19 protein-coding genes and 2 pseudogenes are annotated in these 26,952 nt (G+C 37.8%); 3 read left to right on the top strand and 18 right to left on the bottom strand.

What is annotated here, in order from left to right:
• Positions 1-98 precede the first annotated feature (98 nt).
• On the top strand, positions 99-1,217 hold the full coding sequence (locus ACFVS1_RS08750) for an NAD(P)/FAD-dependent oxidoreductase (RefSeq protein WP_387546446.1): 1,119 nt from the start codon (positions 99-101) through the stop codon (positions 1,215-1,217).
• Between the two features lie 616 nt (positions 1,218-1,833).
• Here ACFVS1_RS08750 and ACFVS1_RS08745 read toward each other — a convergent pair.
• The 5 genes from ACFVS1_RS08745 to ACFVS1_RS08725 all read right to left on the bottom strand — a co-directional run bounded on the left by ACFVS1_RS08745 (position 1,834) and on the right by ACFVS1_RS08725 (position 6,493).
• Positions 1,834-2,595: a uracil-DNA glycosylase family protein gene (locus ACFVS1_RS08745; RefSeq protein WP_387546444.1), complete on the bottom strand. Its 762-nt coding sequence runs from the start codon at positions 2,593-2,595 to the stop codon at positions 1,834-1,836.
• A gap of 354 nt (positions 2,596-2,949) precedes the next feature.
• The gene (gene glaH, locus ACFVS1_RS08740; RefSeq protein ID WP_387546441.1) at positions 2,950-3,888 is read right to left on the bottom strand and encodes a glutarate dioxygenase GlaH; all 939 of its coding nucleotides are present in this window, start codon (positions 3,886-3,888) and stop codon (positions 2,950-2,952) included.
• Positions 3,889-4,217: 329 nt separating this feature from the next.
• Positions 4,218-4,559, bottom strand: coding sequence for a DUF3870 domain-containing protein (locus ACFVS1_RS08735; RefSeq protein ID WP_352923347.1), 342 nt, complete (start codon positions 4,557-4,559; stop codon positions 4,218-4,220).
• Between the two features lie 27 nt (positions 4,560-4,586).
• Positions 4,587-5,804: an L-2-hydroxyglutarate oxidase gene (lhgO, locus tag ACFVS1_RS08730; RefSeq protein ID WP_387546437.1), complete on the bottom strand. Its 1,218-nt coding sequence runs from the start codon at positions 5,802-5,804 to the stop codon at positions 4,587-4,589.
• Between the two features lie 14 nt (positions 5,805-5,818).
• The gene (locus tag ACFVS1_RS08725) at positions 5,819-6,493 is read right to left on the bottom strand and encodes a GntR family transcriptional regulator (protein WP_352923342.1); all 675 of its coding nucleotides are present in this window, start codon (positions 6,491-6,493) and stop codon (positions 5,819-5,821) included.
• A gap of 269 nt (positions 6,494-6,762) precedes the next feature.
• Here ACFVS1_RS08725 and ACFVS1_RS08720 point away from each other — a divergent pair, with 269 nt between their 5' ends.
• A complete protein-coding gene (locus tag ACFVS1_RS08720) occupies positions 6,763-7,059 on the top strand; it encodes an effector binding domain-containing protein (RefSeq protein ID WP_387546433.1) in 297 nt (98 codons plus the stop codon).
• A 392-nt stretch (positions 7,060-7,451) separates the two neighbouring features.
• Complete coding sequence (locus ACFVS1_RS08715; protein WP_387546430.1) at positions 7,452-8,162, top strand: Dph6-related ATP pyrophosphatase; 711 nt, start codon at positions 7,452-7,454, stop codon at positions 8,160-8,162.
• Positions 8,163-8,752: 590 nt separating this feature from the next.
• On the opposite strand, the gene ACFVS1_RS08710 is transcribed toward ACFVS1_RS08715, so the two are convergent.
• The 13 genes and pseudogenes from ACFVS1_RS08710 to ACFVS1_RS08650 form a co-directional block, all read right to left on the bottom strand.
• Positions 8,753-9,325, bottom strand: coding sequence for a site-specific integrase (locus ACFVS1_RS08710; protein WP_286198103.1), 573 nt, complete (start codon positions 9,323-9,325; stop codon positions 8,753-8,755).
• Positions 9,326-9,832: 507 nt separating this feature from the next.
• Positions 9,833-10,804 (bottom strand): UV DNA damage repair endonuclease UvsE, encoded by a 972-nt coding sequence (uvsE, locus tag ACFVS1_RS08705; protein ID WP_387546426.1) that lies wholly within the window; start codon positions 10,802-10,804, stop codon positions 9,833-9,835.
• 184 nt (positions 10,805-10,988) lie between these two features.
• Positions 10,989-11,492 carry a PCYCGC motif-containing (lipo)protein gene (locus tag ACFVS1_RS08700; RefSeq protein ID WP_387546423.1) on the bottom strand — a complete coding sequence of 168 codons (504 nt, stop codon included), beginning with the start codon at positions 11,490-11,492 and terminating at the stop codon, positions 10,989-10,991.
• A 620-nt stretch (positions 11,493-12,112) separates the two neighbouring features.
• A pseudogene (locus ACFVS1_RS08695) lies at positions 12,113-12,634 on the bottom strand (helical membrane plugin domain-containing protein); the annotation flags it as partial.
• Positions 12,627-15,590, bottom strand: coding sequence for a formate dehydrogenase subunit alpha (fdhF, locus tag ACFVS1_RS08690; protein WP_387546420.1), 2,964 nt, complete (start codon positions 15,588-15,590; stop codon positions 12,627-12,629). The pseudogene ACFVS1_RS08695 and the gene fdhF, both read right to left, overlap by 8 nt.
• Positions 15,591-15,771: 181 nt before the next feature.
• Positions 15,772-17,658: pseudogene (gene pulA, locus ACFVS1_RS08685) on the bottom strand (type I pullulanase); the annotation flags it as partial.
• A gap of 378 nt (positions 17,659-18,036) precedes the next feature.
• Positions 18,037-20,166, bottom strand: coding sequence for an ATP-dependent Clp protease ATP-binding subunit (locus ACFVS1_RS08680; protein ID WP_387546417.1), 2,130 nt, complete (start codon positions 20,164-20,166; stop codon positions 18,037-18,039).
• Positions 20,167-21,338: 1,172 nt separating this feature from the next.
• Entirely contained in the window at positions 21,339-21,779 is a 441-nt protein-coding gene (locus ACFVS1_RS08675) for a hypothetical protein (protein WP_387546414.1), read from the bottom strand.
• A gap of 187 nt (positions 21,780-21,966) precedes the next feature.
• Positions 21,967-22,710 carry an amidohydrolase family protein gene (locus ACFVS1_RS08670; RefSeq protein WP_387546411.1) on the bottom strand — a complete coding sequence of 248 codons (744 nt, stop codon included), beginning with the start codon at positions 22,708-22,710 and terminating at the stop codon, positions 21,967-21,969.
• A gap of 221 nt (positions 22,711-22,931) precedes the next feature.
• The gene (locus ACFVS1_RS08665; RefSeq protein WP_387546408.1) at positions 22,932-23,429 is read right to left on the bottom strand and encodes a hypothetical protein; all 498 of its coding nucleotides are present in this window, start codon (positions 23,427-23,429) and stop codon (positions 22,932-22,934) included.
• Positions 23,430-23,878: 449 nt separating this feature from the next.
• A complete protein-coding gene (locus tag ACFVS1_RS08660) occupies positions 23,879-24,322 on the bottom strand; it encodes a C40 family peptidase (protein WP_352923316.1) in 444 nt (147 codons plus the stop codon).
• Between the two features lie 409 nt (positions 24,323-24,731).
• On the bottom strand, positions 24,732-25,358 hold the full coding sequence (locus ACFVS1_RS08655) for a metal-dependent hydrolase (protein WP_352923310.1): 627 nt from the start codon (positions 25,356-25,358) through the stop codon (positions 24,732-24,734).
• Positions 25,359-25,857: 499 nt separating this feature from the next.
• Positions 25,858-26,763 (bottom strand): hypothetical protein, encoded by a 906-nt coding sequence (locus ACFVS1_RS08650; protein WP_352923307.1) that lies wholly within the window; start codon positions 26,761-26,763, stop codon positions 25,858-25,860.
• Between the last annotated feature and the right edge of the window lie 189 nt (positions 26,764-26,952).

Here is a 26,952-nt window from a genome sequence, read left to right as displayed (position 1 = left end):
GTGAAAGAAATTACAATATCAGTTGTGGCAATCATTTCTTGTCTTCGATATAGTAGTGGTAAGCGTATATACATATGAGAGAAATGAGATGTTGAATCATGCAAAAAATCATTGTAGTTGGTGCAGGAATTTTGGGAGCTTCCACCGCCTATCAGTTGGCTAAAAATGGGGTTGAAGTGATCATTATTGACCGACAAGATATCGGTCAAGCAACATCTGCAGCTGCAGGAATCGTTTGCCCGTGGATTTCGCAAAGACGCAACCAAGCTTGGTATCTCCTTGCCAAAAATGGTGCGGCTTTTTATCCGGGTTTAATTGAAGAACTTGAACGGGACGGGGAAACCGAGACTGGGTATGCCCAGGTCGGGGCTATAAGTTTACATACCGATGAAGATAAACTGACTGCCATGAAGAACCGGGCTGCAAAACGGAAAGAAGAAGCACCGGAGATCGGGACGATCACAATACTTTCCGGAGAGGAAACACGTGCCTTATTCCCGCCTCTTTCCAGTGAATATGCAGCCGTTCACGTCAGTGGTGCCGCCCGGGTGGATGGACGCGCACTACGTGACTCCTTATTGCGGGCATCACAAAAAAACGGTGCAAAACTTATGTATGGCGAGGCCACACTTACATATAATGGTACAAAAGTGACAGGTGTAACACTTGGAGATGAATTCATATCTGCCGATAAAGTGATTGTTTGTGCTGGCGCTTGGGCTCCGCAATTACTGAAGCCACTCGGCGTGAATTTTCAAGTCACCTTCCAAAAGGCTCAAATCATTCATTTGGAAACGCCTAATGACAATACGAATGACTGGCCAGTAGTCATGCCTCCCAGTGATCAATATCTTTTGGCTTTCGATAATAATAAAATCGTTGCTGGGGCGACTCACGAAAATACAGAAGTTTTCGATACTCGAATGACCGCAGGAGGACTCCAGGAGGTTTTCAATAAAGCCTTGCAAACCGCTCCTGGTTTGACAGATAGTACATTTGTTGAAGCAAGGGTCGGATTTCGTCCATTCACGCCGGGATTCCTTCCGGTCATGGGTCCTTTGCCTGACTGGGAAGGAATAATCGTAGCCAATGGTCTTGGAGCTTCAGGTTTAACAATGGGCCCCTATATAGGTTCCCTTTTGGCTAACCTCGCACTTGATAGAAAAATCGAAATCGATATAAAAAATTATGATATAAGTGGTGCACTTTTCACATAACTTCCAAATCATTCGTCTAATCTGAAAATCACCACCAGTTTTTTTAAATCGTCCTTCTCATAAAAAATCAAGGACCTTTAATGGGTCCTTGATTTTTAATTCTTTAATTTTTCGAACAAGACATTTTTGTTGAAATAGAACAAATTTAAAGAACTATGTACCATTGAACAATAAATACAAACGCATCCGTTTTTCTCTAAAGGAAAAATGTTGAAGCCACAAATAACCATCATTAACAATACATACCTCTTGTCCCATTAATGGTTAATTTACTTAAATCATATACAATAAAGTAATGTATCCATTTACTATTCAGTTCTTGAAATGAAAAAATAAGATTCTTTTATTTCAAATTTTTTTTATTTATTTATTAATATCAGGTTCACTTACTTCTTCATAAATAACTTTTAACTCTTCAATCGTAAGTGATTTTAAAAATTCCTCTAGTTCATCCATAGTAATGCCTCCTATAATAAGAACATTTGTTCTTATTATAATCTCCAAAATAGCACTAGTAAATAGTTAATTTACTTTTAACACGAATAGATGAATATGCATTCTTATTCGAATGATTCCTGTCCTTTAAATAAGTTTTATTGAGCATACAGTCCTGTCTTTAACCAACGGTCATTTCCTTTGAAAAATAGTGCTGTAACATCCTTTTCATTTGCTCTTTATTTGCTGCAAATTGCTTATGACGATGGCCATTTCCTCCAGATGGATGAGGAAATCCAAGAAGCATGTTGTTAGCATCCAAATAATTCTGACCTGCTAAATAGTTTAAGACCTTGGAAACATTAACGCCTAAAGGAATAATAAGCGGGCTTTCAATCGTACCTATTTCGGCAGCAAAGCCTTCCATTATATTTTTTTTAAGCAACTCGGTCTTTAATATGTTCGGAGTTGTCCCATTGTAGTTTTTCCCGTTGTAAAAAACTGGATAGGTTAAAACAGAGGTAGTATGAACGAGGTGACTTGCTTCGTTAAAAAGATCCAGCGCGGACGATATGTTCAAGTATGTATGTAATCCAAGCTCATCTAACATTTGAATTAAATTTTTTCTCATCGTTCCTTCAAAACTGGAATTCTTTTTTACTTCGTGAAGGATCTCTTCATCAAAATGTATGTGCCCTTTTGCATTAATAACTGTAGAATAAGATTTTTTCATTTGATGTAATCCAGGAGTGATTCCGACAATCACCACTTTGGCCCGTTCATTTACATATTCAAAGGGTGCGTAATAGATTTCGAGCTTTTTCTTTTCATCTCTCTCAAGCAAAAATTGCTCGCTCCGTATCATTTCATCTGTATAAGCTGCAGGTAAAGCATTAATTAAGTTCTTAAATTGCGTAAAATTAGAAAAATTAGCGATCCCCATAAAATACTTTCCCCTCTTCCTATTTCATCTTGGCCATATAAGTATATCAGAAATTCAGATTCGCCACCGAGCATGGGGGCATTATGAACGTTTTAGAATCCGTATATTCCTAAACGGAAATTGAGATGATTAGTTGTTTAGTTATAATATCCCTCCATCATGATAAACCGTAATGAAATATGCCTGATGGTACCCTACTTAAAAAGTTTTACTTACTTAATTTCAGACGAGATAAAATTAAAAGAATGCATCCTTTCAAAAAAAAAGATAAATTGCTTTCCAACCCTTGGGTTGAAAAGAATTTATCTTAAAATGGTATTTGGGGATGAAAAAAATTAGGTTTACAAAATGAAACTATTGATTGAATCTTCCGCGCTGACGAAGTAATTCACGGTTCAAGTTCGGATCTTTTTCAAATGCAGCGCGGCCGTGAAGCCAAAATATATTGTTGACGACAACTAAATCTCCAACTGGCAGTTCCAGTTCTAGTACACTTTCATCGTTTTCTAATGAAGTGGATAAATCGCGTAAGTATTTGGCTTGTTCAATTGATTCAGGATAAACGAATTGATCGATAAAACATATACCAGGTTTGTTATTATGATTAAAGAAAGTCAATCTTTCAATCTCCTGATCAATGTTCTTGCTTTTCGGTGCCGTATACGTGAATTTGTGGCTTGATAATGAATGATTTACATACTTATCAAGCTCTTTCCAATCGTCTAAGTGCAATAAGCGTGATTCACCACCGCGGGCATTTTGTTCGACCATCTTCATCATGAGTAACCAGTCCGTTGGTTCATCAACAAAGGTTCCGTCCGTATGAAGTGTAAATAAACGATAGGCCTGACGCAAATATGAATCACTGCTATCCGTGTCTTGAACACTAAAGCGGGCATAATATTTTCCTGACATGGCATCATGGTTCGGAGTTCCTAGCAAGTATGAAATAGCTGTTGCAAAAATGACATATTCATCTGTATTTTCCGTGACACCTTCCAAGCCGAGGGTGAAGCCGCCGGATTCCCGGTCATGAACGATGTTCCGAATCACTTCACCAAATTCTTCCCCCACTTGATCCAGAAGATATGAAGCAATGATGAGTCGTGCATATGGAGTGTATTCCAGATGCTGAACAGACTGATTATCCTTCGATACGTTTTCTAAAAAAGCGGCAATTGCCTCTTTTGAAATTTCAATATGATATAAACGGCTGGATTGAGGATGAACTTTCACCTCGTATTTTTCTGTTTTCCTTTCAAACTTAGCTCTCTTTTTTTCTGCTATGCTCATGAATAATTCCTCCTGTTATTTGTAATGTAGGTGACAAAGTTAACGGGAAATATAAAAAACCAGTCGCACATGATCCCCCAATTAAAATAGAGATCCAACTGTACAACTGGCTTATATTCACTTCACTGCTCTATGCAAATAGAGTCACAGCGAATATGCAGTTTATGTATGATTTATTTTTCCTGTTTCCAAATATTATGATCTTTCCACGATTCTGAAAAGGTATTTTTCAGAAGGTGTTAATGTCATAATATTGGCTTAATTCCATTAAAACGTTTTTTCGTAAAATTGTCAACACTTTTAACATATTATTCTGACAAATCATTTTACTAACTTGGTAGTTTCGTTTTTTCTCCTGCTTTAATTTGCTGAAAATGGAGATCCAGGTCCTTCAAGGCAGCAATCAATGCATTAGCCGCTTTCCCCCGATAATAAGATTGGATCGATTCAACCGCATCCTCGACACCATCATTTAAACTGATTCCTTTTAATAAACGCCCAATGAATTCCCTGCCATGATCTGTTGCCAGTGTACAGGAAGCTTCCAGGACAACCCCATACTTAGCATCGACTTCCGCGGTGATGGTCAATGTTTCAAAGACACTTTTCGCTGCCATCCCTTGAGGCAATCGTGCATGACCTGCGATGAAAATAGTTTTACCATTGAACATGTAGCCTCTTCCTCTCTTAAACAAATTTTATTGTGTCAATACAGCTTCCAATAAGTGCGATTGTTCCGGGATGCGGTTAACAACCTCTTTTCCAATTTCTATGGAGGCCGTTGCTGCAGGTGACGGTGCATTACAAACATGAATGGTCCGTTTCCCTATTATAATATGAAAATCATCCACCATATTACCATCATCCTGTATCGCTTGAGCCCTGACTCCAGCAGGTGCAGGGATTAAATCATCTTCTTGAATTTCCGGAATCAATTCCTGCAGGCTTTTCGTAAATTGCTTTTTACTAAAAGAACGGACATATTCATCCATCCCTTCCTTCATGAATTTACTGGCTAGCTTCCAAAAACCTTTATAGCTTAATACTTCAGTTAAATCTTTAGCACTGAAGTCCGTTTTCTTATAACCTTCCCGTTTGAAACTTAGTACAGCATTTGGACCGGCATCTACTTCCCCACTAATCATCCGCGTAAAATGAACCCCTAGAAATGGAAATTTCGGGTTAGGTACCGGATAAATTAAATGATTGACAAGGAAGCGTTTTTCGGGCTTCAGTTTAAAATACTCACCGCGAAACGGGACAATTTTCATATCAGTTTTATACCCTGCAGCTGCTGCGATACGGTCACTGTGCAATCCAGCGCAATTAATGACCATCCTTGCCTTTATTGTACCGTTGTTCGTGTCGATGATGACTTCATCAAAATCCTCGTCAATCTTCTCCACCTTTGTATTCAGCTTGATTTCACCGCCGTTGCCTCGGATGATGTCCGCCATCTTTTCACTTACCTGACGATAATTGACGATGCCGGCTTGCGGAACGCGAATCGCACCAAGTCCATTAACATGTGGTTCAATTTCCTTTAACTCATCCACACCGATTTTTTGGATAGCTAGCTCATTTTGCAAACCGCGTGAAAATAAATCATCTAGAAGGGGCAACTCTTCAGGCTTTGTTGCAACAATGACCTTTCCGCAAATATCATGTTCAATTCCATGCGTCCGGCAGAATTCCGTCATTGATTTGCTTCCTTGTCGGGCAAACCGTGCCTTGAAACTGCCTGGTTTATAATAAATTCCTGAATGGATGACGCCGCTGTTATGGCCCGTTTGATGATCTGCAACAACGGCCTCTTTTTCAATAACTACCACTTTAGCATTAGGAAAACGCTGGTAAAGTGCCATTCCCGTCGATAAACCTACAATTCCCCCGCCAACAATTGCGAAATCATACACAATTAACACTCCTTTTATTGATGATTTTTAGTATTCAGCAACTCCATGTACGTAATTAAATTGTTCTTAGTCCGTAAGATGTGAAATTCTACTGCTGCCCTTAGTTCTGCAGGATCCCCTCTTAGTGCCGCTTCATATATCATCCGGTGTTCCCGTTGCGTTTCTGGGTAATAATCAATCAGCAAATTCGGCGCAATGGGTGAGATACCCAACGTTTCTACCATTTTTTGAACCCTTGGCCATGGGCACCCTTTTCGGAGGGTTTCATGAAACGCTGCATTCAAAAGGATATAATGTTCATTGGTTTCATCAGATAACTGAATCCCTTCCATTTCAATCAATATTCCTTTTAATTTTTCTTTATCCTCCTTTGTTAAATAAGGAAGCGACTTTTCTACTGCAAGGCCTTCAAGCAGAGACCTGGTATGATAAATTTCTTCAATATCATCCCGGGTAATCGGTGTGACAATTGCTCCTTTATGAGGAACCATTTCCACCAACCCTTCCATTTGAAGCTGTGTAAGGGCTTCACGAATCGGCATCCTGCTTACTTCTAGACGATCGGCCCACTCCTCTTGGATGAGTCGCTCCCCCTTTTTCAACGTTCCACTCAAAATAGCCTTCCTAAGACTTTTCGTTACATTCTTAACGATTGTTGATTTATTTCTTTTTGAATTAGCATTATCCAATTCAGCGTCCACCTTTCGATATTGGATACAATTTAAACTATATCAACTATATAAAGCGATTACAATACTGAAAATTAAATAAATTGTATCCAATTCAAATAACACTGGATACAATACATAGAGTAAACATCTAATTCCTATCTGTTGATACATTGATTCCCCCATTAAATTTAACAGTTTAAACACCAAACCAGGAATCAAATCCAAAAAAATCCATCATTATGATATCATTATTATGGTATCCAAGTTTATCAGAATAAGGGGTTGCTATGAGTAAAGAAGTCTACATGATTGGCGAAATAAGGGCTAATAATTTCACCGATAAAAATCTTTTCGAAAAAATCGGATCCCTTTGGAGCAAAACAAATGATCATAATATTGAGAATGATATGAAATATGGGATATACCATCAGTACGAAAGTGACTATCGTGGAGATTATACATTAGCTATAGCCACCGAAACCCCCGTATCGAATGAAAATTTTGTCATACCAGACCAAGAATACGCGGTGTTTAAATGCTTACAAGATGAACATTCCATAAGTGAAACCTGGAAAAAGATATGACAGCTGGAGGAAGAGAAAAAGTTGAACAGGAAATATAGTCTGGATTTTGACAAGTATTATCCTGATGGAAAAGTGGAAATACATATTGCGACTTTATAAAAAAAACAACTATTTGAAATAAACCCATAGAGGTAGAAACTTTATATAGCTAGCCTTAAGGGCATGAACCGGTTCCCCGCCGACTCATGCCTTTTCAGCTTTGTATATTAGGGATTAAAAATAATCATCTAATATTGTTCAGTTCATTATAGAGTAGTTTTTTTGTATCAGAATGCATTAATAACTTATCTGAAGGCTTCAACCGTGATAAAATCAAACAAATATAGTGAAGAAAATGCTTCTAAAAAAAATGAAATTGGGAAAAAATCATTAGAATAAAGGGGAAAATATGAATGGCAGAATTAATCGATTGGAAAAATAGTGCTAGCGGTCATAAGTTCATAGCTTCTTTTAGCGGAGGAAAGGATAGTGTCTTAGCCCTTTATAAAGCAATGAAGATTGGAGAAGCTGTAGGACTGATTGTCATGCTGGAGGAAGAAGGAAAACGTTCCAGATCCCATGGAATGCCTCCGGAACTTATACATGCTCAAGCTGAATCAATAGGATTGCCTGTATATACTGCAGCTGCCAGTTGGAATGATTATGAAAAAGTATTTATGCGCCTTTTAGAAAATGCAAAAGACCAAGGAGCAGAAGTTTTAGTAACAGGAGACTTGGATATGCCTGCCCATGGCTGTTGGCAAGATAAGGTTACGAAGAATGCCGGGTTGAAGCTTGGAATGCCTTTATGGGAAATGAATCATCGAGAAGCTGTCGAAGAATTCATGAATCTAGGATTTGTTACGCTAATCGTAACCGTTAATTTATCATTAGGAATACGAGAGGATGATTTAGGTCGAACGTTAACCTATGAATACGTAAAAGAACTTGAAGCTCGCGGCATAGACCCCTGCGGAGAAGGCGGAGAGTTCCATACAACAGTAATAGACGGGCCTATTTTTAAACAGCCAGTTCCCGTTCGTAAATGTGAGATAATTAAGGACGGAGAATATGCTTTTTTGCCTTTGGAGCTAGATAAGTTGACGAATATGAGTACCTTATAGCCGAACTAATTACCAATATTCTTTCGCAAACCACTCTGTACTGCACCACAATTATGAGATTTTCTCAAACGATTGAGGTGCAGTTCATCTAATGAGTCCTAGTAGGATAATAACGGGGTTATAGTTAACATAACATTATTATAGTAACTTCACTTTGCAGCAACCATTCATTGCTGATAACTTTCTGTTTCATTATTTGTAAAACGGGAAACAACGGAATTTCTGAAAAATAAATGTTTCTAATATACTAAATCAAGTGATTCTTTATTGAAATCAGTACGATGATATCAAGAAAAAAAGACTATATTCTAGTCTTTTTTGAGACGACCTTCGGTTCATTTAAACCTCTTTCCATCACCCGGCCAAACTCTTATAACTATCAAAATCCTCAGTGAAGTCGAGTTTCCTAGCAAAGTGCGCGTATCCCAATCCGAAAGCCGTTTTACCTCTCCACACCAATGTTACTAGTTTTATCTACCCATTCAGTTATATCGAAATAATATTCACCCTGAAATAACTACCGATTGAAGGAGTGTGATATCCATTTAAAAATACTGAGTAATACAGGAGTTTTACTTCGTCCTTTTCAGTTAATAATAGAAATCCATTAATGTTTCGTCCATTAAATCCTGTGTGAGTCCTATGTAAATCATCGTATCTTTCGGATTGGAATGATTAAGGATTTGCTGCAATAAAGCGATATCCTTGAATTTTTGGTAATGCAAATAGCCGAAGGTTTTTCGGAGGGTATGTGTACCGACATCCGGAATGTCTGCCATTTCAGCCGCTTTGTTCAGAACCCGATAGGCCTGTACCCTAGTGATTGGACCATTACCTTTTCGACTTGGAAATAAATACTGTTCATTTTTCAGGTTCGATTTCCGGACATACTTCCTAACTTCCTTACGAAGTTGAGGATTGACAAGGAACCGTTTAATTTTATCTGTTTTTTGCTCCACAATGACAATATGCGTACCCTCAAGAATGTCTTTTACTCGCAATTGTAATAGATCCCCTATACGTAACCCGATGTTTATCCCGATTGAAAACATCATATAATCCCTGTAGCTGCAATATTTTAATAGAGACTTTTTCATCTTTTCTATGTGATCCAACCGGCGTATAGGCTGGACATTTTTAATTCTTTGAGAGGCTGCTTGCATGAATGGCTCATTCCCCTTTCCCCTTCTTTCATTGTACGTGAACAGGTGAAAAAAAGGCAAGTTTTATAAATTCCGATCCCCTTATAAACCTTGATTTAATGCGTTTTCGAATGTATCAATACAGGTCCTTTGTTACATTCAGAATATTCTTGTAAAAATAAACCGGATAGACCTAAAATCTACCAACATTCATTAACCCGCTATATAGCTTAATAGAGCCTTCTTAACCCATTCTTGAATTATGACTCCAATAGCATAAAACAACAGCTTTAGAAGCTAAATATGGAGCTCGTTTTTTTTGTCTTACTTCATAGTTTTGCAAAATAATGTAAAATACAAAATCTATCATCCATTCAATATTAATAATGAATCCTTTTCCATTTATTTAGTTTTCAAATTTATTTTACAATAATATCATTATGTAAACTTATATTCCAATTCTATTTTATATTACATTTGATAAAGAGAATCGTCTGCATATCCTCTTTATCAAATCATCCTAGTCGATTAATGAATATAAAAACTGGCATCATCAATGATTTCTATTTCTTTGTAACTTCTCAATTCATCCATCAACTGGAAAAGTGCACCATCCTTTTGTTTTGCTTCAATCATGCAATCCAGCTTTGGTAAGCTTCCCTTTATTTGTTGTAAAAATTCCATGAACATGCCAGTATCCACAAAGTCAGCATGTGCTCGAAATTCTTTTTCGGACCTTGGACTTGAAATATGCATTTTAGGAGGTAGTTTGGAAATACTCCAGGTATTCAATATTCGGGCCCAATGATCTTTCCAATTCTCACTTGGTAACTGGTGTGCAAGGTAATGGTGATAATCAAAAACCATTGGTATGCCTAATTTTTCACATAAATAAAGAGTTTCCGACAAAGTATAGGTAGTATCATCATTCTCAAGAATGACCATTCTTTGAATCGATTCCGGAATCAAACCCCAATTATGGATAAACTGCTCTAATGCCTGTACATGCTCGCCATAACCGCCGCCAACATGCAAAACACAGCGGTGCTCGGGATCCACTCCCATTTTTTTCAATAAAGTAAAGTGCATCCTTAATGTTTTTAAAGATGTCTTCAGTATATCGATATTTGAACTATTCAAGATGACAAAATGATCTGGGTGAAAATCTATCCTCATTTTTGGGTGATTCTTTATGAATGTTTTTAATTTAGTCAGTTCTTCTGAAATCGGCTCTATGTAATCCCATTCTGGAATTTCTGGATGATTGGCTAAAGGGATTAGTTTAGAAGAAAGCCTAAAGAACTGAATGCTATTAGCTTCGTTATGAATTAGTAAACGCCAGCAATTATGAAGATTGGATATTGAAATGCGTTCAAGTTTCCTTATCGCTGCTTCTCTGTCTTTAATTTTAGAAAACTGAGCAAAAGTCATCGTTTGGGATGGTGAACAGTTCGGCACATGATTACTCATGGCTACATACCCAAGGCGAATTAGTGTCAAAGTGATAGCTCCTTTCCCGTTTAATGTATAATGGAAGTATTCCCCTTTTTGACCTATAATATATATTGTGAAAGAATCCATCACTCTAAGAAATTAAAAAAATGGCCTTTACCGAAAGAATATCGGGCAAAAAACCATTTTCTACATTATTATTTTTACGCTAGAATTTCATAATTTTTTTAACTTACACATCAGGGGTAGGAGTTGGTTTGGCATATCCGTTTTTATACTTCTCATCGACTTTATTCCGAATCTCTTTGACGCTCATACCGTCGTTCAAGTCCAAGATGGATTGCGCAGCAATTTCTAAGCAAACTCCGCATTTAGTCCCGTGGTCATCCCAAACCACTTCACCATTTTTTTTATTCTCATGGATAAAGCAATCGTAATTATTTTTATGGTTAGCAGACTCTCCGCAACCGCAGTAACAAGGTATTTTTTCCAGTAAATCTTTATTTTGAGCAACAGCTAAATAGATGGTCTTCATATCCTCAGGTTTATCCGTTAAGAAATCCGGTGCTATTTCCTTACTGCTGGTCTCCTCCTGAAGATCCCCGGATACCGTATGCTCTGTATGTCCTTCGTGACTGCTTTCTTTTTCTACAACTCTTTCCTCCTCGCCTGAACAACCTGAAAGTATTAAAGAAGTACAGAATCCCAAAGAGATGGTCATTAATTTTAGCTTCATTTATACACTCCTTGATCCATTTTGATACCCCCATTTTATGGCATATCATGCTTTTCTACAAGCATAAGGTTCCATCATTATAAGGAGTATAAATGACAAGGTATCCATGGCATATTTACTAAAATGCCTTTTTGGTACGACTTCTTGCATATTTTTAAAGTATTAATTGCACTTTAAGAAAAAAGAATGAGGTGATATTTTCGTGAGAGCGCTGCCATCATTGTTAATTTTGTTAGGCACGTTTTTACTTATTATACTGCTTGATTACCTGCAAGGCTTGAATATATTGATTGCACTCTTTCTGATATCACATTCCATCGAAAAAAGCCGATGTTTCCTTATAAGGGAATCATCGGCTTTAATATTTTGATAGGAAGAACTCACTATCACTCAAGACAAAGTCAATATTGTAAACAATTTTACTACCGTTTCAAAAATATTAACGTGCAACTTCATTTCTCACTTTTAGATAAGGTGAGCGGAATGGTTACGAGCGAAACGCCTGCTGCAATCCAAAACCAGCTGGTATTTCGTTTTTTTCCTCTTCCGCTTTTACTGGGTATGCTTGATCCGTATGATTTTCTGGAGGTCGGCCGTTCTATGTCCGCTGTTTCATTCGCTTTATGCAAATGCTGATTCTCCGGTAGTTGGGTTGTTCTTTCTAAATCGCTTGTATCCTCTCCCATTCCCTTAAGAAAGGTCATTAGAAAAGTCATGGCTTGTTTGACTTCTTGGTCATTCAAGGAACGCAGCAATGCTAGATAGCTTGGCTTTTCCGGCGTTTTATCAGCTTCGGCCACTCGGGCAATCCCTGAATTGACCTTGAGGATAAGCGGTTCAAGCTGCTGAACATTTAGTGTTCCTAACGTGCCAAGTATTAGAAGGAGATTCTTTATCGTATTAGCCGTTTCTGGGGTGTCCGCTGTCTTGACCAGAATGTTCAGCACTTTATCCCCTTCCTTCAACAAGCTGTTAACCATTGATAAAATCCCACGATCTTGCATGCCCTTCATGACTTCAAACGTTTCTTTAATCACTTCTTTATTTTCCAAAAGGGTACGCTCGATATCCTCGAGTTCAATTCTTTTTCTTTCTTCATCGCTAATGGAGATTCGATTGATCACTTTTGTCGCTTTAGCCACGGTTCCTCTCCTCCTTTTTGATTTTCAAGAGGTCACCAGGGAAAATATAATCTTCGCGGGCCCATTTTTTTTGTACTTGTACACCTATTTGCGGTTGTGGATTACCATTACGATGGTTGATACTCGGCAATGGATTTTCTCCTTTGACCCTGAGCACTTCCATTTTCACTTGAACTTCCTTATATGCGGGAGTATCAGTATCTTTATCTGAATGGCTGCTTGTCAATTGGTTGATCGCACCGTCACCTGAATCGTTCATTGGCAGATAAACCTCTTTCCCTTTTACACGATCCGTAATCAGGCATTGCACTTTTGCATTTCCATATGGTGAAGTAAGCCGAACAAGAGTCCCATCCTCAAGCCCTCTATCTTTTGCCAATTCCCGGGATACCTCAAGGAAGACGTTTGGCGTTTTGGAAGTGATGCCTTTTGATTTGTAAGTCATGTTTCCTTCATGGAAATGTTCCAATAAACGGCCATTATTCACATGAATATCAAACTCATCCCCAAAATCAATCGGTTTGGTCCATTCGACTGGAAATAACCTTGCTTTTCCATCAGGGAAAGGGAAATTTTCCGTAAATAACAGTGGCGTATCTTTACCATCTGGCAAAACTGGCCATTGAAGACTGTTATATCCCTCCAAGCGTTCATAGCTTACTCCTGCATATAATGGTGATAGTTTCGCCGCTTCTTCCATAATTTCACTTGGATGTTCATAATTCCAGCCGGCTCCTAACGAATTAGCGACATTCATTATGATTTGCCAATCAGGCTTTGAGTCGCCAAGCGGTTCAAAGACTTGATAAAGACGTTGAATACGGCGTTCCGTATTCGTGAAAGTACCTTCTTTTTCAAAGCTCGGGCTTGCGGGAAGGACAACATCCGCGAATTCAGCCGTTCTTGATAAGAAGATATCTTGTACCACAAAGAAGTCCAGTTTTTCAAATGCTTTATGGACATGATTGATATTCGAATCTACCAGACCCATATCTTCACCTTTTAAATACATTGCTTTGATGGTACCTGCATGTATCCCTTCGACCATTTCATGATTATTCAGGCCAGGATTTTCTGGTATTTTTGCACCCCAGATATTTTCATATTTCACGCGGACCTTTTCATCCGTTACTTTTTCATAACCTGGCAGGCGATCCGGCATACTGCCAAAATCGCTGGCTCCTTGAACATTATTATGGCCGCGTAAAGGGTAAGTACCTGTTCCAGGTCTACCATAGTTGCCTGTTATGAGCAATAAATTGGAAATTGCCGTACTTGTATCGCTTCCTCCTCCATGCTGTGTAACGCCCATGGCCCAAAGTGATACAACGCTTCCCGCTTCATGAATGGCTTCTGCCAATGTAATTAAATCTTCTTTAGCTACTCCTGTTACTTTTTCTGCATATTCCATTGTGTAAGGTTCCAAACTCTTGATGTATTCTTCCATTCCATTTACACGATTTTTGACAAAGTCTGTGTCTGTCCAACCTTTGTCGACGATATATTTAGTCACGGCCGACAGCCATATGATATCCGATCCCGGAGCAGGCTGGATGAAAAGGTCGGAACGTTCAGCCATTTCATGCTTTCTAATGTCCGCCACTATCAGCTTTTGTTTACCTAGTTTATGGGAACGTTTGATTCTTGTAGCCAACACGGGGTGTGATTCGGATGTATTGGAGCCTATGATCAATACAAGTTCGGACTTTTCGATATCCTTTATGCCCCCAGTATCTCCGCCATATCCAACCGTTCTGAATAGTCCTAAAGTAGCCGGTGTCTGACAATACCGGGAACAGTTATCCACATTATTGGTGCCGATGATTCCCCTAGCCAGCTTTTGCATTAAATAGGACTCTTCATTGGTGCATTTAGAAGACGTTATGAAAGCCATCGAATCCGGACCGTAAGAATCTTTGGTTTCGGTGAATTTACGGGAAATCAGTTCAAGGGCTTCTTCCCATTCGGCTTCCCTGAACGCCTCCCCTTCCCTAATTAAAGGCTTTGTGAGTCTTTCTTCACTATTCACGAAATCCCATCCGAATTTCCCTTTTACACAAGTCGAAATTCCATTTGCAGGTGCCTCCACTTGCGGTTCGATCTTAAGGATTTTACGATCTTTGGTCCAAACGTCAAAGCTGCATCCTACCCCACAGTATGTACAAACCGTTTTTGTCTTCTTGACCCTTGCATCCCTCATGGCGGATTCCATATCTGAAATCGCTAAAATTGAACCATACCCCGTTTCAACATTTTTCGTAATTTCTATCATAGGTCGAAGTGTTTGTTTGGCAATGCCCGTTAAAAATCCTGCTTCCCCTTCCATTCCTTTTTCCATCATTGCATTACAAGGACATACAGTTGAACAGTGTCCACATGACACGCATGAAGATTCATTGATCGGAACATTATCATCCCAAATGACACGCGGGCGTTTTGCTTCCCAATCAATGGTCAATGTTTCAGTGACCTGTACATCTTGACAAGCTTCAACACAACGGCCGCAAAGAATGCATTGATCCGGATCATATCGATAGAATGGATTCGACCGATCCACTTCATATGGTTTTTGATCAAAAGGAACACTTTGATGATTTACCTTCATTTCCTTAACCGTATTGTGTATTTCACAACCGCCATTATTATAATCGCAAACCGTACAATAAAGCTCATGATTATACAATATCCTGTCCATCGCCATGACCTGTGCTTCTTTCACATCAGGTGCAACTGTATCAATTACATCACCATCCCTGATTTGGGTGGAACAAGACCTTACAAGTTCTCCATTAACGCTCACTAAACATGTATCACATGTTTCGATAGGACCTAGGCTAGGATGGTAACAAACATTCGGGACCTCAATTGAGCTATCCGTCAGCATTTGTAATATTGTTTGATTACCTTCTAGACTGGTTTCAGCACCATTGATTTTTATAGTCATTTTCTCTGGCAAAATAATCGCTCCCCTCTTACAAAACGATAAAATTCATCATTTGGTATTTTTCTACCCTCGCACATTTTTTTTTAAACTTGCGAAAGTAAATAATGGAAGACTCCTCCTTTTAACCAATTTCATATCAACAAATGAACAAAGTCGAAGTGAGACATAGTATCCACTCACTTCGACCTTATTATCATTGGTTAGAGTTTGCTTTCAATACAAACGAACTTAAAGGGGCGACGGTTATCTGACTCCCTTTAATCCTTTCTATTTCTTCCAGGCCAGCTCGCTGGCCATCCACTAAAACGGACCAATTACCTTCGTGGGGAAGATAAATCGTTATCGCGTCCCAATTTGCATTATGAATCACTGCAATTGTTGAATCTTCTGTTATTAAAGAGAAGGCAACCACATTTGGCGGAGCATCAATGAATTGTAAATGCTTTTCAATTTCTTCAGGTGTGCTTAACCTAAAAACAGAATGATTTTTCCTGAGAGAAATCAGTCCTTTCATATACTCCACTTCCCGGTCGAAATCAGCTCTCCTTTTCCAATCCAATCGGTTAATCCAATCAGAAGATTGATAGCTATTTTCATCTCCATCCTTCGTGCGCATAAACTCTTGTCCAGCATGTATCATTGGAATTCCCTGTGACAGTAAGACAATTGCCGAAGCTAATTTATGCATTTGTTTTCGTTTTTCTTCTGTCGCATCCGGATTAGTGATGAGAAGTTTATCCCATAAAGTATAATTATCATGTGCTTCAACATAATTGATCACTTGATCTGGTCTTTGATATGTTGCGATATCTTCATCATATTCCAAACCACCAGCAATGCCCTTTTTGATAATATCTTCCATTCCTGGTTTTCCATTTACGAATCCTTTATCCTGTTCATTCATTACAAACCCTTTTAAACCATCACGGATCGCATCATTAAAGTGAGCGATTCCAGGCATTTTATTAGCATTCTTTTGATTTGCTTTCAGCTCTTGTGCCAAGGGGGTATCCATATCCCAGCCTTCGCCCAAAACAATGAGGGTCGGATCAATTTCTGCCAGTGCCTTTTTCACTTCATTCATCGTATCCACATCATGTATCCCCATTAAATCGAAACGGAATCCATCCAGGTTAAATTCCTTCGCCCAATAGGTTACGGATTCGACGATGAATTTGCGCATCATTTTACGTTCAGACGCGGTGTCATTTCCTACACCAGTTCCATTAGATAAAGTGCCGTCGGCTTTATAGCGAAAAAAGTAAGCGGGAACGAGTTTATGGAAGTTTGAGTCCTCCACGGAATATACGTGATTATAGACAACATCCATGATTACTCGTAAACCGTGATCATGTAAACCTTGAATCATTTCCTTTAACTCCCGAATCCTGACTTTTGGTTGATACGGATCAGTCGAATAAGAGCCCTCGGGAGCGTTATAATTCTGTGGATCATATCCCCAGTTATATTGTGGTTCATTCAATTTCATTTCATTGACTGTAGCAAAATCGAATATCGGGATAAACTGAACATGTGTAACACCTAGATCTTTAATATGATCAAGACCCGTTTTCGCTCCTTCTGGACCTTTGGTTCCTGCTTCAATTACTCCTAAGAATTTACCTTTATGATTTATTCCGCTTTCAGGATGAATTGACAAATCCCGAGTATGCAATTCATAAATGACGATGTCCTCAGCTTTTTTGAGAGGTGGTTTATCCCGTGTCCACCTTTTTGGGTTCGTATCGGTTAAATCTATCACGACTCCTTTAATCCCATTAACAGTAACTGCACGAACATACGGATCGACAGCTTCACTCCAGATTTCTCCCACTCTCACTTTATATGTATAAATCAATCCATCCTGATCACCGTTCAACTCAATCGTCCAGGTACCTTTTTCCGCGCGGACCATCGGAATCTCTATTCCATCTGAATCATTCCAATGTTTATAAGTAACTAGCTTAGCTTCAGATGCAAGTGGTGCCCATAACCGGAATGCTGTTTTATCTTTAAGATAGGAATTTCCTAAATCTTTGCCTTCATAGAAATATAGTTCATCCAATTCCGGCGGGTTTACTGGATTAATATTCGCTACCGGCAGGGGTTCCAACTGATTCTCCGTTTCATTATCCGCAGGGTTTCGATTATTTTTATTTTCCTCTTCAAAATAAGAAAGTGAATCATTAATAGGTCATTCCTCCATTGAAATTCCCATTTTAGAACAGGAATTATTAATTTTTATAATCATGAGCGAATCTTCCCTTATGTTATGATTCCACAGGCATTACCCATCAAAACATTCGATCGGCAAATTATGTCGAAAATTCAGAGATCTATATTTTTATCGAAAGTTGCAGGTCATTTAGCTGTACCTTACCTATCTTTTATGAAAATGAAGCCTAAAAAAAATGCCTCCATAACAGTTTTACGGTCTTGGAGGCATTTCTAGTACTCTTTATGGTGTTTTTATAATTTTCACAGAGTTATCTTCAACAATTGCAGTGAAGTTCTTCACTTCAGGCTGCTCAAAGATAAAGTCAGTGATGCCGTCTTCGAGCTGTTCTTGTAAAACACGGCGGAGCGGTCTCGCCCCGAATGTTGGGTGATATCCGAGTTCAATTAGCCTTTGTTTCGCTTCATTAGTTACATCTAAAGATAAACCATTTGCAGCAAGTGTTTCGTCTAGCTCGTGAATCATGATATCAACGATTTGCAGAAGATCTTCTTTCTTCAATGCCGAGAATTCAATGATGCTATCGAATCGGTTCAGGAATTCCGGTTTGAAGAAGCTGCCTAATGATTGTAGGATTGATGCTTCTTCCACAGCTGAACTTGTACCGAACCCCATTACTTTTTGTTTCTCACCGACTCCAGCATTACTCGTCATGATGATCACGGTATCTTTAAAAGTAACGGTCCGGCCTTGACTGTCAGTTAAGCGGCCATCTTCCATGATTTGCAGGAACATATGCATTACATCCGGATGTGCCTTTTCGATTTCATCCAATAAGATGATACTATAAGGCTTGCGGCGGACTTTTTCCGTCAATTGTCCAGCTTCCTCATGTCCTACATATCCAGGAGGAGAACCGATTAATTTAGAAACACTGTGTTTCTCCATGAATTCACTCATGTCAAGACGAATCATCGCTTCCTTGTCCCCGAATAATTCCTCAGCAAGCGTTTTTGCCAATTCGGTTTTACCGACTCCTGTCGGACCAACGAAAAGGAAAGAACCGGTAGGTCGGTTTTTTGATTTTAACCCGGCACGACTTCTTCGAACGGCCTTGGAAACCTTTTTGACAGCTTCTTCCTGCCCGATTACTTTTTTCATTAGCTCCGCTTGGAGATGAACCATTCTTTCTTGCTCATCTTCTTGGAGCTTACCTACAGGTATACCAGTCTTTTGTTCGATGATATTTTGAATGTCTTCAATGGTAACGGTTGGCTTAATTGCATCTTCACCAGCCCGCAAAGACTTTTCCAGTTTTTCTTCTTCATCACGAAGAACGGCAGCTTTTTCATATGCTTCTTCTTTTAAGGCCATTTCTTTTTCTTTATAGATTTCAGCCAGACGTTCTTTCATGTTTTCTGCTTGGCCGTCTTCGATGGTCAAGTTCAATTTGGAACCAGCTTCATCCATTAAGTCTATTGCCTTATCAGGCAGGAATCGGTCTTGAATGTAGCGGTTCGAAAGTTCTACAGCCGCTTTTAGGGCTTCCTCACTATATGTCACACCATGATAAGATTCGTAACTATCCTTTAATCCACGTAAGATGACAAGTGCCTCAGCAGTTGTCGGCTCATTAACGTGTACAGGCTGGAAGCGCCTTTCAAGGGCACCATCTTTTTCAATTTTTCTATATTCTGATAAAGTGGTTGCTCCGACAAGCTGAAGTTCGCCGCGTGCAAGTGCAGGCTTCAAGATATTTCCTGCATCCATTGATCCCTCGGCCGAACCAGCTCCCACAAGTTGATGAATTTCATCGATGAATAGTATGACATTTTTTCTTTCCTGTAATTCGCTGATCAATTGCTTCATACGTTCTTCGAATTGCCCTCTAATTCCAGTATTCGACACAAGGGACGCTACATCAAGCATATATACAAGCTTATTACGTAATTTAACTGGCACTGAACCTTCAACAATCGCTAAAGCAAGACCTTCAGCAATGGCTGTTTTACCGACACCAGGTTCACCGATTAAAACTGGATTATTTTTATTGCGTCTATTTAGAACTTCAATGACGCGCTTGATTTCTTCATTTCGTCCGATAACCGGATCAATAAGTCCTGCTTTAGCAGCATCGGTCAAATTGCGGCCATACTCCTCAAGCAATCCTCCGTCCTCTCCATGTTCAGCTGAATCCGGTTTTGGTACACCATTATTATTAAATGGATTGAATGAATTTGGAGATCCGTTAAATTGGAATTTCCCTATATCCATTCCGCCCATAGCTGCTCCAAGTTTGTTTCGCTCTTCTTTATAACAAGTGGAGCACAGTTTCACATCATGCTCCTGACCATTCATATTTAGGTGAACTTGAATATTAGCTTGGTTTACATGGCATTTTTCACAAAGCATGTAGTACTCCTCCTTTAAAAAATGAATTCAAAAAACTTTGACCTTCTTTGACTTTCTGACTTTATTATACATTGACCTTCTTTGACTTTCAATAATTTTGTCTGGGAATTTTTTTGATAAAAAAGAAATTACCTTGAATTGGTTTGCTAAGCATATTAAACAATCCATTTTCAGTCAAATAAAAAGATTCTATATTTGCCTCTTAATTTATACAGTTAGTATGAATTACCCACTTCAGGGCTCAACATAACCTTAAACTATTACAAAACGACAATACTCTTGTCCATAAGCCTCATCCACTCTTATTTTTTAAAACAAAGGCTTTATTAAAGATTAATGTTGATACTTGAACAAATGAAAGAGACCACTTATAAGGTGGTCTTCTTTAGTGCATCTTATCGTTACATTAGAATAGTGGCATTTCAATTCCCATTTATGTCATTGAAAATATATAAACCTACACCCAATAAAAAAATAAGAATAAACACAATCCACTTTGTATAATACCAGCCCTTTATTCTATCAATAACCATAAAAAGAGTAATAATAATAATAAGAGATATACCCAGGGATACCCCCAATGCTGTCCATATGTTCCTATATTGAATAGGTAGTAATTCAGTTAATAGATAAGGTTGTTTTCGCATACTTTGTTGCTATTTACTGCTATTTACCACGTAGTGCGGTGTGGTTGATTTCCCCTCCAGATGCTCGCTTTCCGCGGGGTGGGCGGTGAGCCTCCTCGGCGTAAAGCCTGTGGGGTCTCACCTGTCCCGCTGATCCCGCAGGAGTCTCGCACTTCCGCTCCAATCAATCTTAAATCGTTTTGTTTTAAAAACAACAATCTTTACGAAAAGAGCCATAGATAAAAACTTCCAATAAAAAACAAAATGCCTGGAGGCTGTTTCCTTTTATATTTTTCAGTTCGTTTGGGATATAATCCCATTCGTTCTAGGGCTCCTCAACTTTAATTCCTAAAGTGATAAAGTTCAATTAAATCGTATATTCTTCAACTCTTGAAGCTGTTAGTTGAACAAGGTACTTACATTTAATCCCTGTAATTTTATTATATTATCTTAATGAACTAAACTGCCCCTTTAGTGCCATAAGAAAAGAGCTGCCTTAAAGACTGCTCTGATCTTCAGCTAACGCACCCGTTATTAAGGAATGATTCAATATTCAACTATATTTAGCCATTGACCATCAGGACCAATAGTTATGTGAGGGATTTTATTTGATTCAAATATGTTGTACATATCAAACTTTTTCTTGTTTAGTATATCTAAATGTTGAGATATATCAGTCTCTGAAAACACTAACAAATCCATTGTTGTAGACCGTAAGTAAAATTTATATATATTTTGTTTCTTTCTATCCTTTACATATCCTAAAAACCCTAATGTTCTTGGAAAAATGCGGGTCAGAGGGATCAGAAATTTATTAATTATAATAAAATCATTTGAAAGTTCGTTAAGTAGTTCTTCTTCCCATTCAGGAATAACGGCATAGATATAACAGTCTTGCTTATAAATGCCATTGATTATACCAACAAACTCCTGTTCATCTATTTCTTCTTCAAGCAATATTTCCCTTATCTTCGGGACACTTTTCAACCAAATCACCCCTTTTGTCTAGTTTATACAATTTGATTTTGGGTGCTTTCCCCTCAACTATCTGTTCCGATAGTTGCATAAGAAAAAGCTGCCTTAAAGACAGCTCTGATCTTTAGCTAACGCACCCGTTAGGTTAAGTGTACTCACTTTCAAACTTTAAATTTTCATTCTACATCTTATTGCTGAATTACTTAAAATACCATTTTAATGCATTCGTGTACAATATTTTTCCGGTGGCTTTTTCATCAAATAGACGCTGAATCCATTCAATGTCTGCATACTCAAAGTGTCTTTTCGCCCTTGTAGAAGGCAAATCTGTTCCGAACATAAGAGCGTCTGGGTTAATATCATAAATTGAGTTTAAGGCATTCTCAATATTCAATTCTACACGACCAAAACCAGTAGCTTTAACTCGAATGCCTTTATCCACCAGCTTTAATAAATGAGGTAATCCTTCTTCAGATAATCCTAAATGGTCAATTGATATCGCAGGTAATTTTTCAATAGTTGATTCAATTTCGGATAACGCTTTTGAATCAATATAAAGCTCGCTATGCCAACCTACTAAGTCATAAACTCTCCTAGCGAAGTAATCGAGCTTCGATAAATCTTCTGAACCGCCTCGTTTTATATTAAAACGTAATGCTTTTACCCCATTTTTATTTAAACTTATAATCTCTTCGTCCCTCACCGTAAAAGGTAATTGCGTAACTCCACAAAAAGTTGGTCCCATTTGTTTAAGGGCTTTCAATAAATATTCTTGGTCAAAGCCTTGGAAAGACCCAGATACAATCGCTCCACCTAACACATTCAAATCAGCAGTTTCATTTTGATAATCTTCTACAACATAGCTAGGTGGCAAATATCCTTGGTTTTCGTTGATAGGAAAATCAAAATCAATAATATGAAAATGTGCATCAAAAATTCTCATTTCAAATCCCCTTTTTTTTCTTTAACATATCAAATATGATACATAAATAAAATCGCGGGTTATTTATACAGATTCATAAGTTTATCTTATTGCACTAACCTGCCACTTTAGTTCATTAAGGAAAAGCTGCTTTAAAGACAGCTTCGATCTTCAGCTAACGCACCCGTTAGATCAATAACAAAGCTTACCACTATGGTTGATGAGGTGCCTTTTTTTTGGTTTTATTCTCCCATATATTCAGGATTAAATTCGAATGGCATGATATCTGTTTTTTTGTAAGTGACGGGTTTTTCATTCGGCATTGTTATAGTAATTTCAGTTTTTTCTTTGTTCATTTCTAACGTTAGAAATGAAGTTTTATTTGAATCTTCACTATAAATTATAGCAGTAAGCTTATTTCCGGTTGATTCGGTTAACTGTAAATGCTTTACGACCTTCTCTTTTCCCTTTTTCGGAATTTTTTGCAGTATATACTTAGCAGCTCCTTTGATGTCGCTGCTACCATTAATCATTATGTAATATTTACCATTTATCCAACCGCCCGTCATATGATACCTTGGTGCATCGTAAGAAGGCTCTGTGTTCTGTTGAGTGGAATCTTGACCCTCATTTTGTTGAGGAGTATCTACTAATTCATTTTTAAAGAATAGTTCATTGTCACAAGCAGCAAGGATTCCTATAACAAGGAGTCCTATAGTGACTTTTTTAAAATTAAACAAAGGTATGTCCTCCTAAAAGATGAATGTAAATTTCGAACGATTAAATTATCCACCCTAACATTGAGTGTTAAAGACAATAACCTAAATATAATCCAATAATAAACCAATCCCTTATACAACTAACATCATTTTACAGAGCCAAAACAAAAAAAGAATTCATTAAAGTCTCTTTTTGTAGAAAACAAGGGATTGGATTCGTCTCATCCTGATCTATTTGATTGAAGAAATTTTTACGACACTCCTGCCGAACAACTGGCTAGCCAAGATTCCACGACGCTTGCTTTGATGAGGCTTGGCAGACAGTCGGCGGAAAGGGAGCAATTTTCTTAAAGCAATTGGAACGTTTATAAAGAAAAAACTGCAGGCAAACTCCATTATTTCGAGTTTGCCTGCAGTCAGAGTCATCTTTAAGTCTCTTAGTTCTTTATGTTAAGGTTGATTTCCTTCTATTATATACGTTTCGCACCAATATACTTTGGCTTCCAATAACTATTATTGGTTTTAGCGTATGACACTCCTTTAGATGATGATGAGTGTATGAATTCATTGTTTCCTATGTATATAGCCACATGTGTAGGTTTTTTTGCTTTATTTGGTGCAAAAAACATTAAGTCACCTTTTTGCAGGCTTTTAACGTTCTTACCTTTTTTATATATGTCAGCAGCTGTTCTTGGTAAATTCTTACCAGCCTTTTGATATGAATACTTCACTAAACCGGAGCAATCAAAACCTGAAGAGGAAATGCCACCCATTTTATACTTTGTACCTAATTCACTTTTAGCCACTTTAATCGCTTTTGTATGATATGAAGCAGCTTCCACTTGATCCCCAGCAAAGGATGCTGTTACTAGCGTTATAGCCAATGACAATCCGACGACAATTTTCTTAAACAAATTATTTTACCCCCTGATGTGATTTGCTAAACCAAATATACTAGAAAATGTATATCACTCGCATCACAGGATCTTTACAAATATGTTACATTTAGTAGATTTAGGAAGAATGACCATATAAAACATAAAAATATGTCGAATGATGTTTCTATTTAGCATAAAACTTACTTTACGCCATAGAAAAAACAGTAGTTAGATAACCACTGTCCAGTAAACCATGATATAAAGAGAATTTTACTATCATTTATGTTTTTAAATTGATTAAAAGAATGGATCCCGCTCTAAAATGAAGAAATTTACGACATTCCTGCCGAAAAACTGGCTAGCCGAGACCCCACGGCGGCTTGCTGGCGGAAAGGGAGCGGATTTCTGGATTCAAACTAACTGCAGGAAGCGATAAAAAACACTGTTAAAATTCTTTTGAGTAAAATGGAAGAAATAATTTTACCCCACGTCTATTAAAAGGTAAACATTTCAAATCTGCAATTAAATGACTTATGTATCCTAATGAACAAGTTGCGAAAATTCCATCAATCCCCATAAAGGCTTCGAATTGAAAGGCGATGATACCAAAGAAAGCGATACCGGCAATTGAATGGGTATAACTTCTATGTGGTGTAAAGGATGCTAGGATAATATAGACGCCTAACAGCCACAACCAGCTTTCCTGCAATGATAAACCGCCGCCTAAAATCGCTAATCCAGTCAGGGTCAGCATATGCCTTTGCCTAATGAATGATGAAATAATGATGATTCCGATTCCTGCACCTACACCGATCCACTTCTCCGTATCAGAGCCTTCCAAAAGACTATAAATGATCATTAATATCCCAATCGTTTGTGCAATCGTTCGGATAAACTTATGTGAAAAGGTAATTCTATTGCTTAACTTTCCATCAATATCCATATCGGGCATAAGGCCTGAAACGCCCCCGATGCCAACCAAGAATAAAGTGGTAGTCGGATCTGTTTGAAGTGTGTTTGCCGTCAAGAATCCAACTGTGGCCCCTATAGCCATGTGTGCTGTACCGTTCACTGTCTCTCTCCTGTCCTTCTAAGAAGTAATTTCTGTTTCCAAGAAACGAATGTTTGTTCGAATACCTGTATTATAACTATACAATATTTTTGGGGGAATTTCTTTATTTTTTATAAAAAAGCCGTAGTCTTCAATGATTTGAACTAATAAATCCCTCGTTCCAAATTAAAATCAATTCTTCTAGAAAGTCTTTAATTGTTTTGTTTAGGTAATTTTCATCACTTAAAACCGCAAAATATTTTTCTATAAATTGAGGTTTTTCATGAAATTTTATCCATCATATGAATATACTAATCTATAAGGGGAGTGATTCAGATAGCTTTTTTAAATGCCTTCAATAATTTTAAAAAAGGGAAAAAGTCTAAGAAAATAAAGAACATGGATTTTAGGGAACAGCATGTAAATAAATCGTCTGAGCTCATTGGGAACAATGAAATTGTCCAAAATATAATTAATAATCACCTTTCCAAAAAAAATAACCACTTGTAGGGTGGTTTTTTTAATTATTATGGGAAATGGTTTCATTCTTTTCCAGCTTCTCGCTGGCATCGTAAATATAGTTATATTGTAAATAGTAATCGTATATGACGTTTTGCAGGATTTTAAGCAGGGATTTATCGAATGTATCGAATTCAGTTTGATAACTATTTAAGACAGTGACGAATTTCCCGTCCATGTTTTCGAAATAAAAGAGCAGGAAATTCTTGTAATATTCACTGTCGCTGTTACTTTTATTCGTAATGCACGGATCGCCGGTTTGAATGGACTTATCAAGCATCGCTTTAATGGATTTAGGCAGCTTTGCTTTTTTGAACTGGTTCAGGGTATAGATATCATAGGTAAAGGAAAGTCCTAATTGATCGGAATAAAAATCCACGGCACAGTCCAATGTATAGATTAATGGTGTTTTAAAGTCCTTGCTGTTGGCAATTTCCTCTGATATCTCCAATTGAAATTCCTCGGATGTTAAATACGCAGCAAATTTCATTTTTGAACTGCTCATGCTGAATACTTCATAAACGGCTGCATCTTGTTTTTCAATTTCAATTTCGATATTAAAAAATTTAAAGTGTTTTAAACGGTAAAAAGCGATCGGTGCTAATAGGAAAAGCAATATCCAAACTAGGTAAAGAAATAACGTATTAAAGATTATTTGATAAAATTCAGACGTTACGATCGGTTCGATGATTAACGATATCAATGTATGTTCAAAGCCCTGAGAAATTGGGGGGGCAGGTACAACGGTTTCCTCTGGGTTTTTCAATGTTTGGATACCTAAATGAGCCATCGCAACCAGCGTATAAACAAAAATTAAAATTGTTCCAATCACATAAAATTTTGGCATGAATCCAATAATCCTGTCGAAAACAGAAATCCGTTTATCTTTCTGCTCCTCTATAGCCAATGTGGTTGCTCCTTTTAAGATTATTAATATCAGGAAAAGTCTTCAGGGATTTAGAACTTCCTAGAGACTGCCTATTAAATTTATATGTTTGCTATTATGTTAAAATACGTAAAATTCGTTTAATCATTGACATATTCCAAATTACTTTCGACGTTTTCATTAAATTTAATAATATTTGGTCGTTAAAAA

This window comes from Peribacillus sp. NPDC058075, assembly GCF_042885195.1.
Lineage (GTDB): Bacteria > Bacillota > Bacilli > Bacillales > DSM-1321 > Peribacillus.
Note: the sequence above shows the minus strand (reverse complement) of the source record. Positions and strands in the feature narration are given on the sequence as shown.

Bases quoted from the DNA above. Each gene is read 5' to 3' on its own strand.
- ACFVS1_RS08710 (WP_286198103.1), bottom strand. From the start codon at position 9,325: ATGCAAGCAGCCTCTCAAAGAATTAAAAATGTCCAGCCTATACGCCGG.
- ACFVS1_RS08735 (WP_352923347.1), bottom strand. From the start codon at position 4,559: ATGTTCAATGGTAAAACTATTTTCATCGCAGGTCATGCACGATTGCCT.
- glaH (WP_387546441.1), bottom strand. From the start codon at position 3,888: ATGAGCATAGCAGAAAAAAAGAGAGCTAAGTTTGAAAGGAAAACAGAA.
- ACFVS1_RS08745 (WP_387546444.1), bottom strand. From the start codon at position 2,595: ATGGGGATCGCTAATTTTTCTAATTTTACGCAATTTAAGAACTTAATT.
- ACFVS1_RS08720 (WP_387546433.1), top strand. From the start codon at position 6,763: ATGAGTAAAGAAGTCTACATGATTGGCGAAATAAGGGCTAATAATTTC.
- ACFVS1_RS08715 (WP_387546430.1), top strand. From the start codon at position 7,452: ATGGCAGAATTAATCGATTGGAAAAATAGTGCTAGCGGTCATAAGTTC.
- ACFVS1_RS08750 (WP_387546446.1), top strand. From the start codon at position 99: ATGCAAAAAATCATTGTAGTTGGTGCAGGAATTTTGGGAGCTTCCACC.
- ACFVS1_RS08680 (WP_387546417.1), bottom strand. From the start codon at position 20,166: ATGCTTTGTGAAAAATGCCATGTAAACCAAGCTAATATTCAAGTTCAC.
- ACFVS1_RS08670 (WP_387546411.1), bottom strand. From the start codon at position 22,710: ATGAGAATTTTTGATGCACATTTTCATATTATTGATTTTGATTTTCCT.
- ACFVS1_RS08700 (WP_387546423.1), bottom strand. From the start codon at position 11,492: ATGAAGCTAAAATTAATGACCATCTCTTTGGGATTCTGTACTTCTTTA.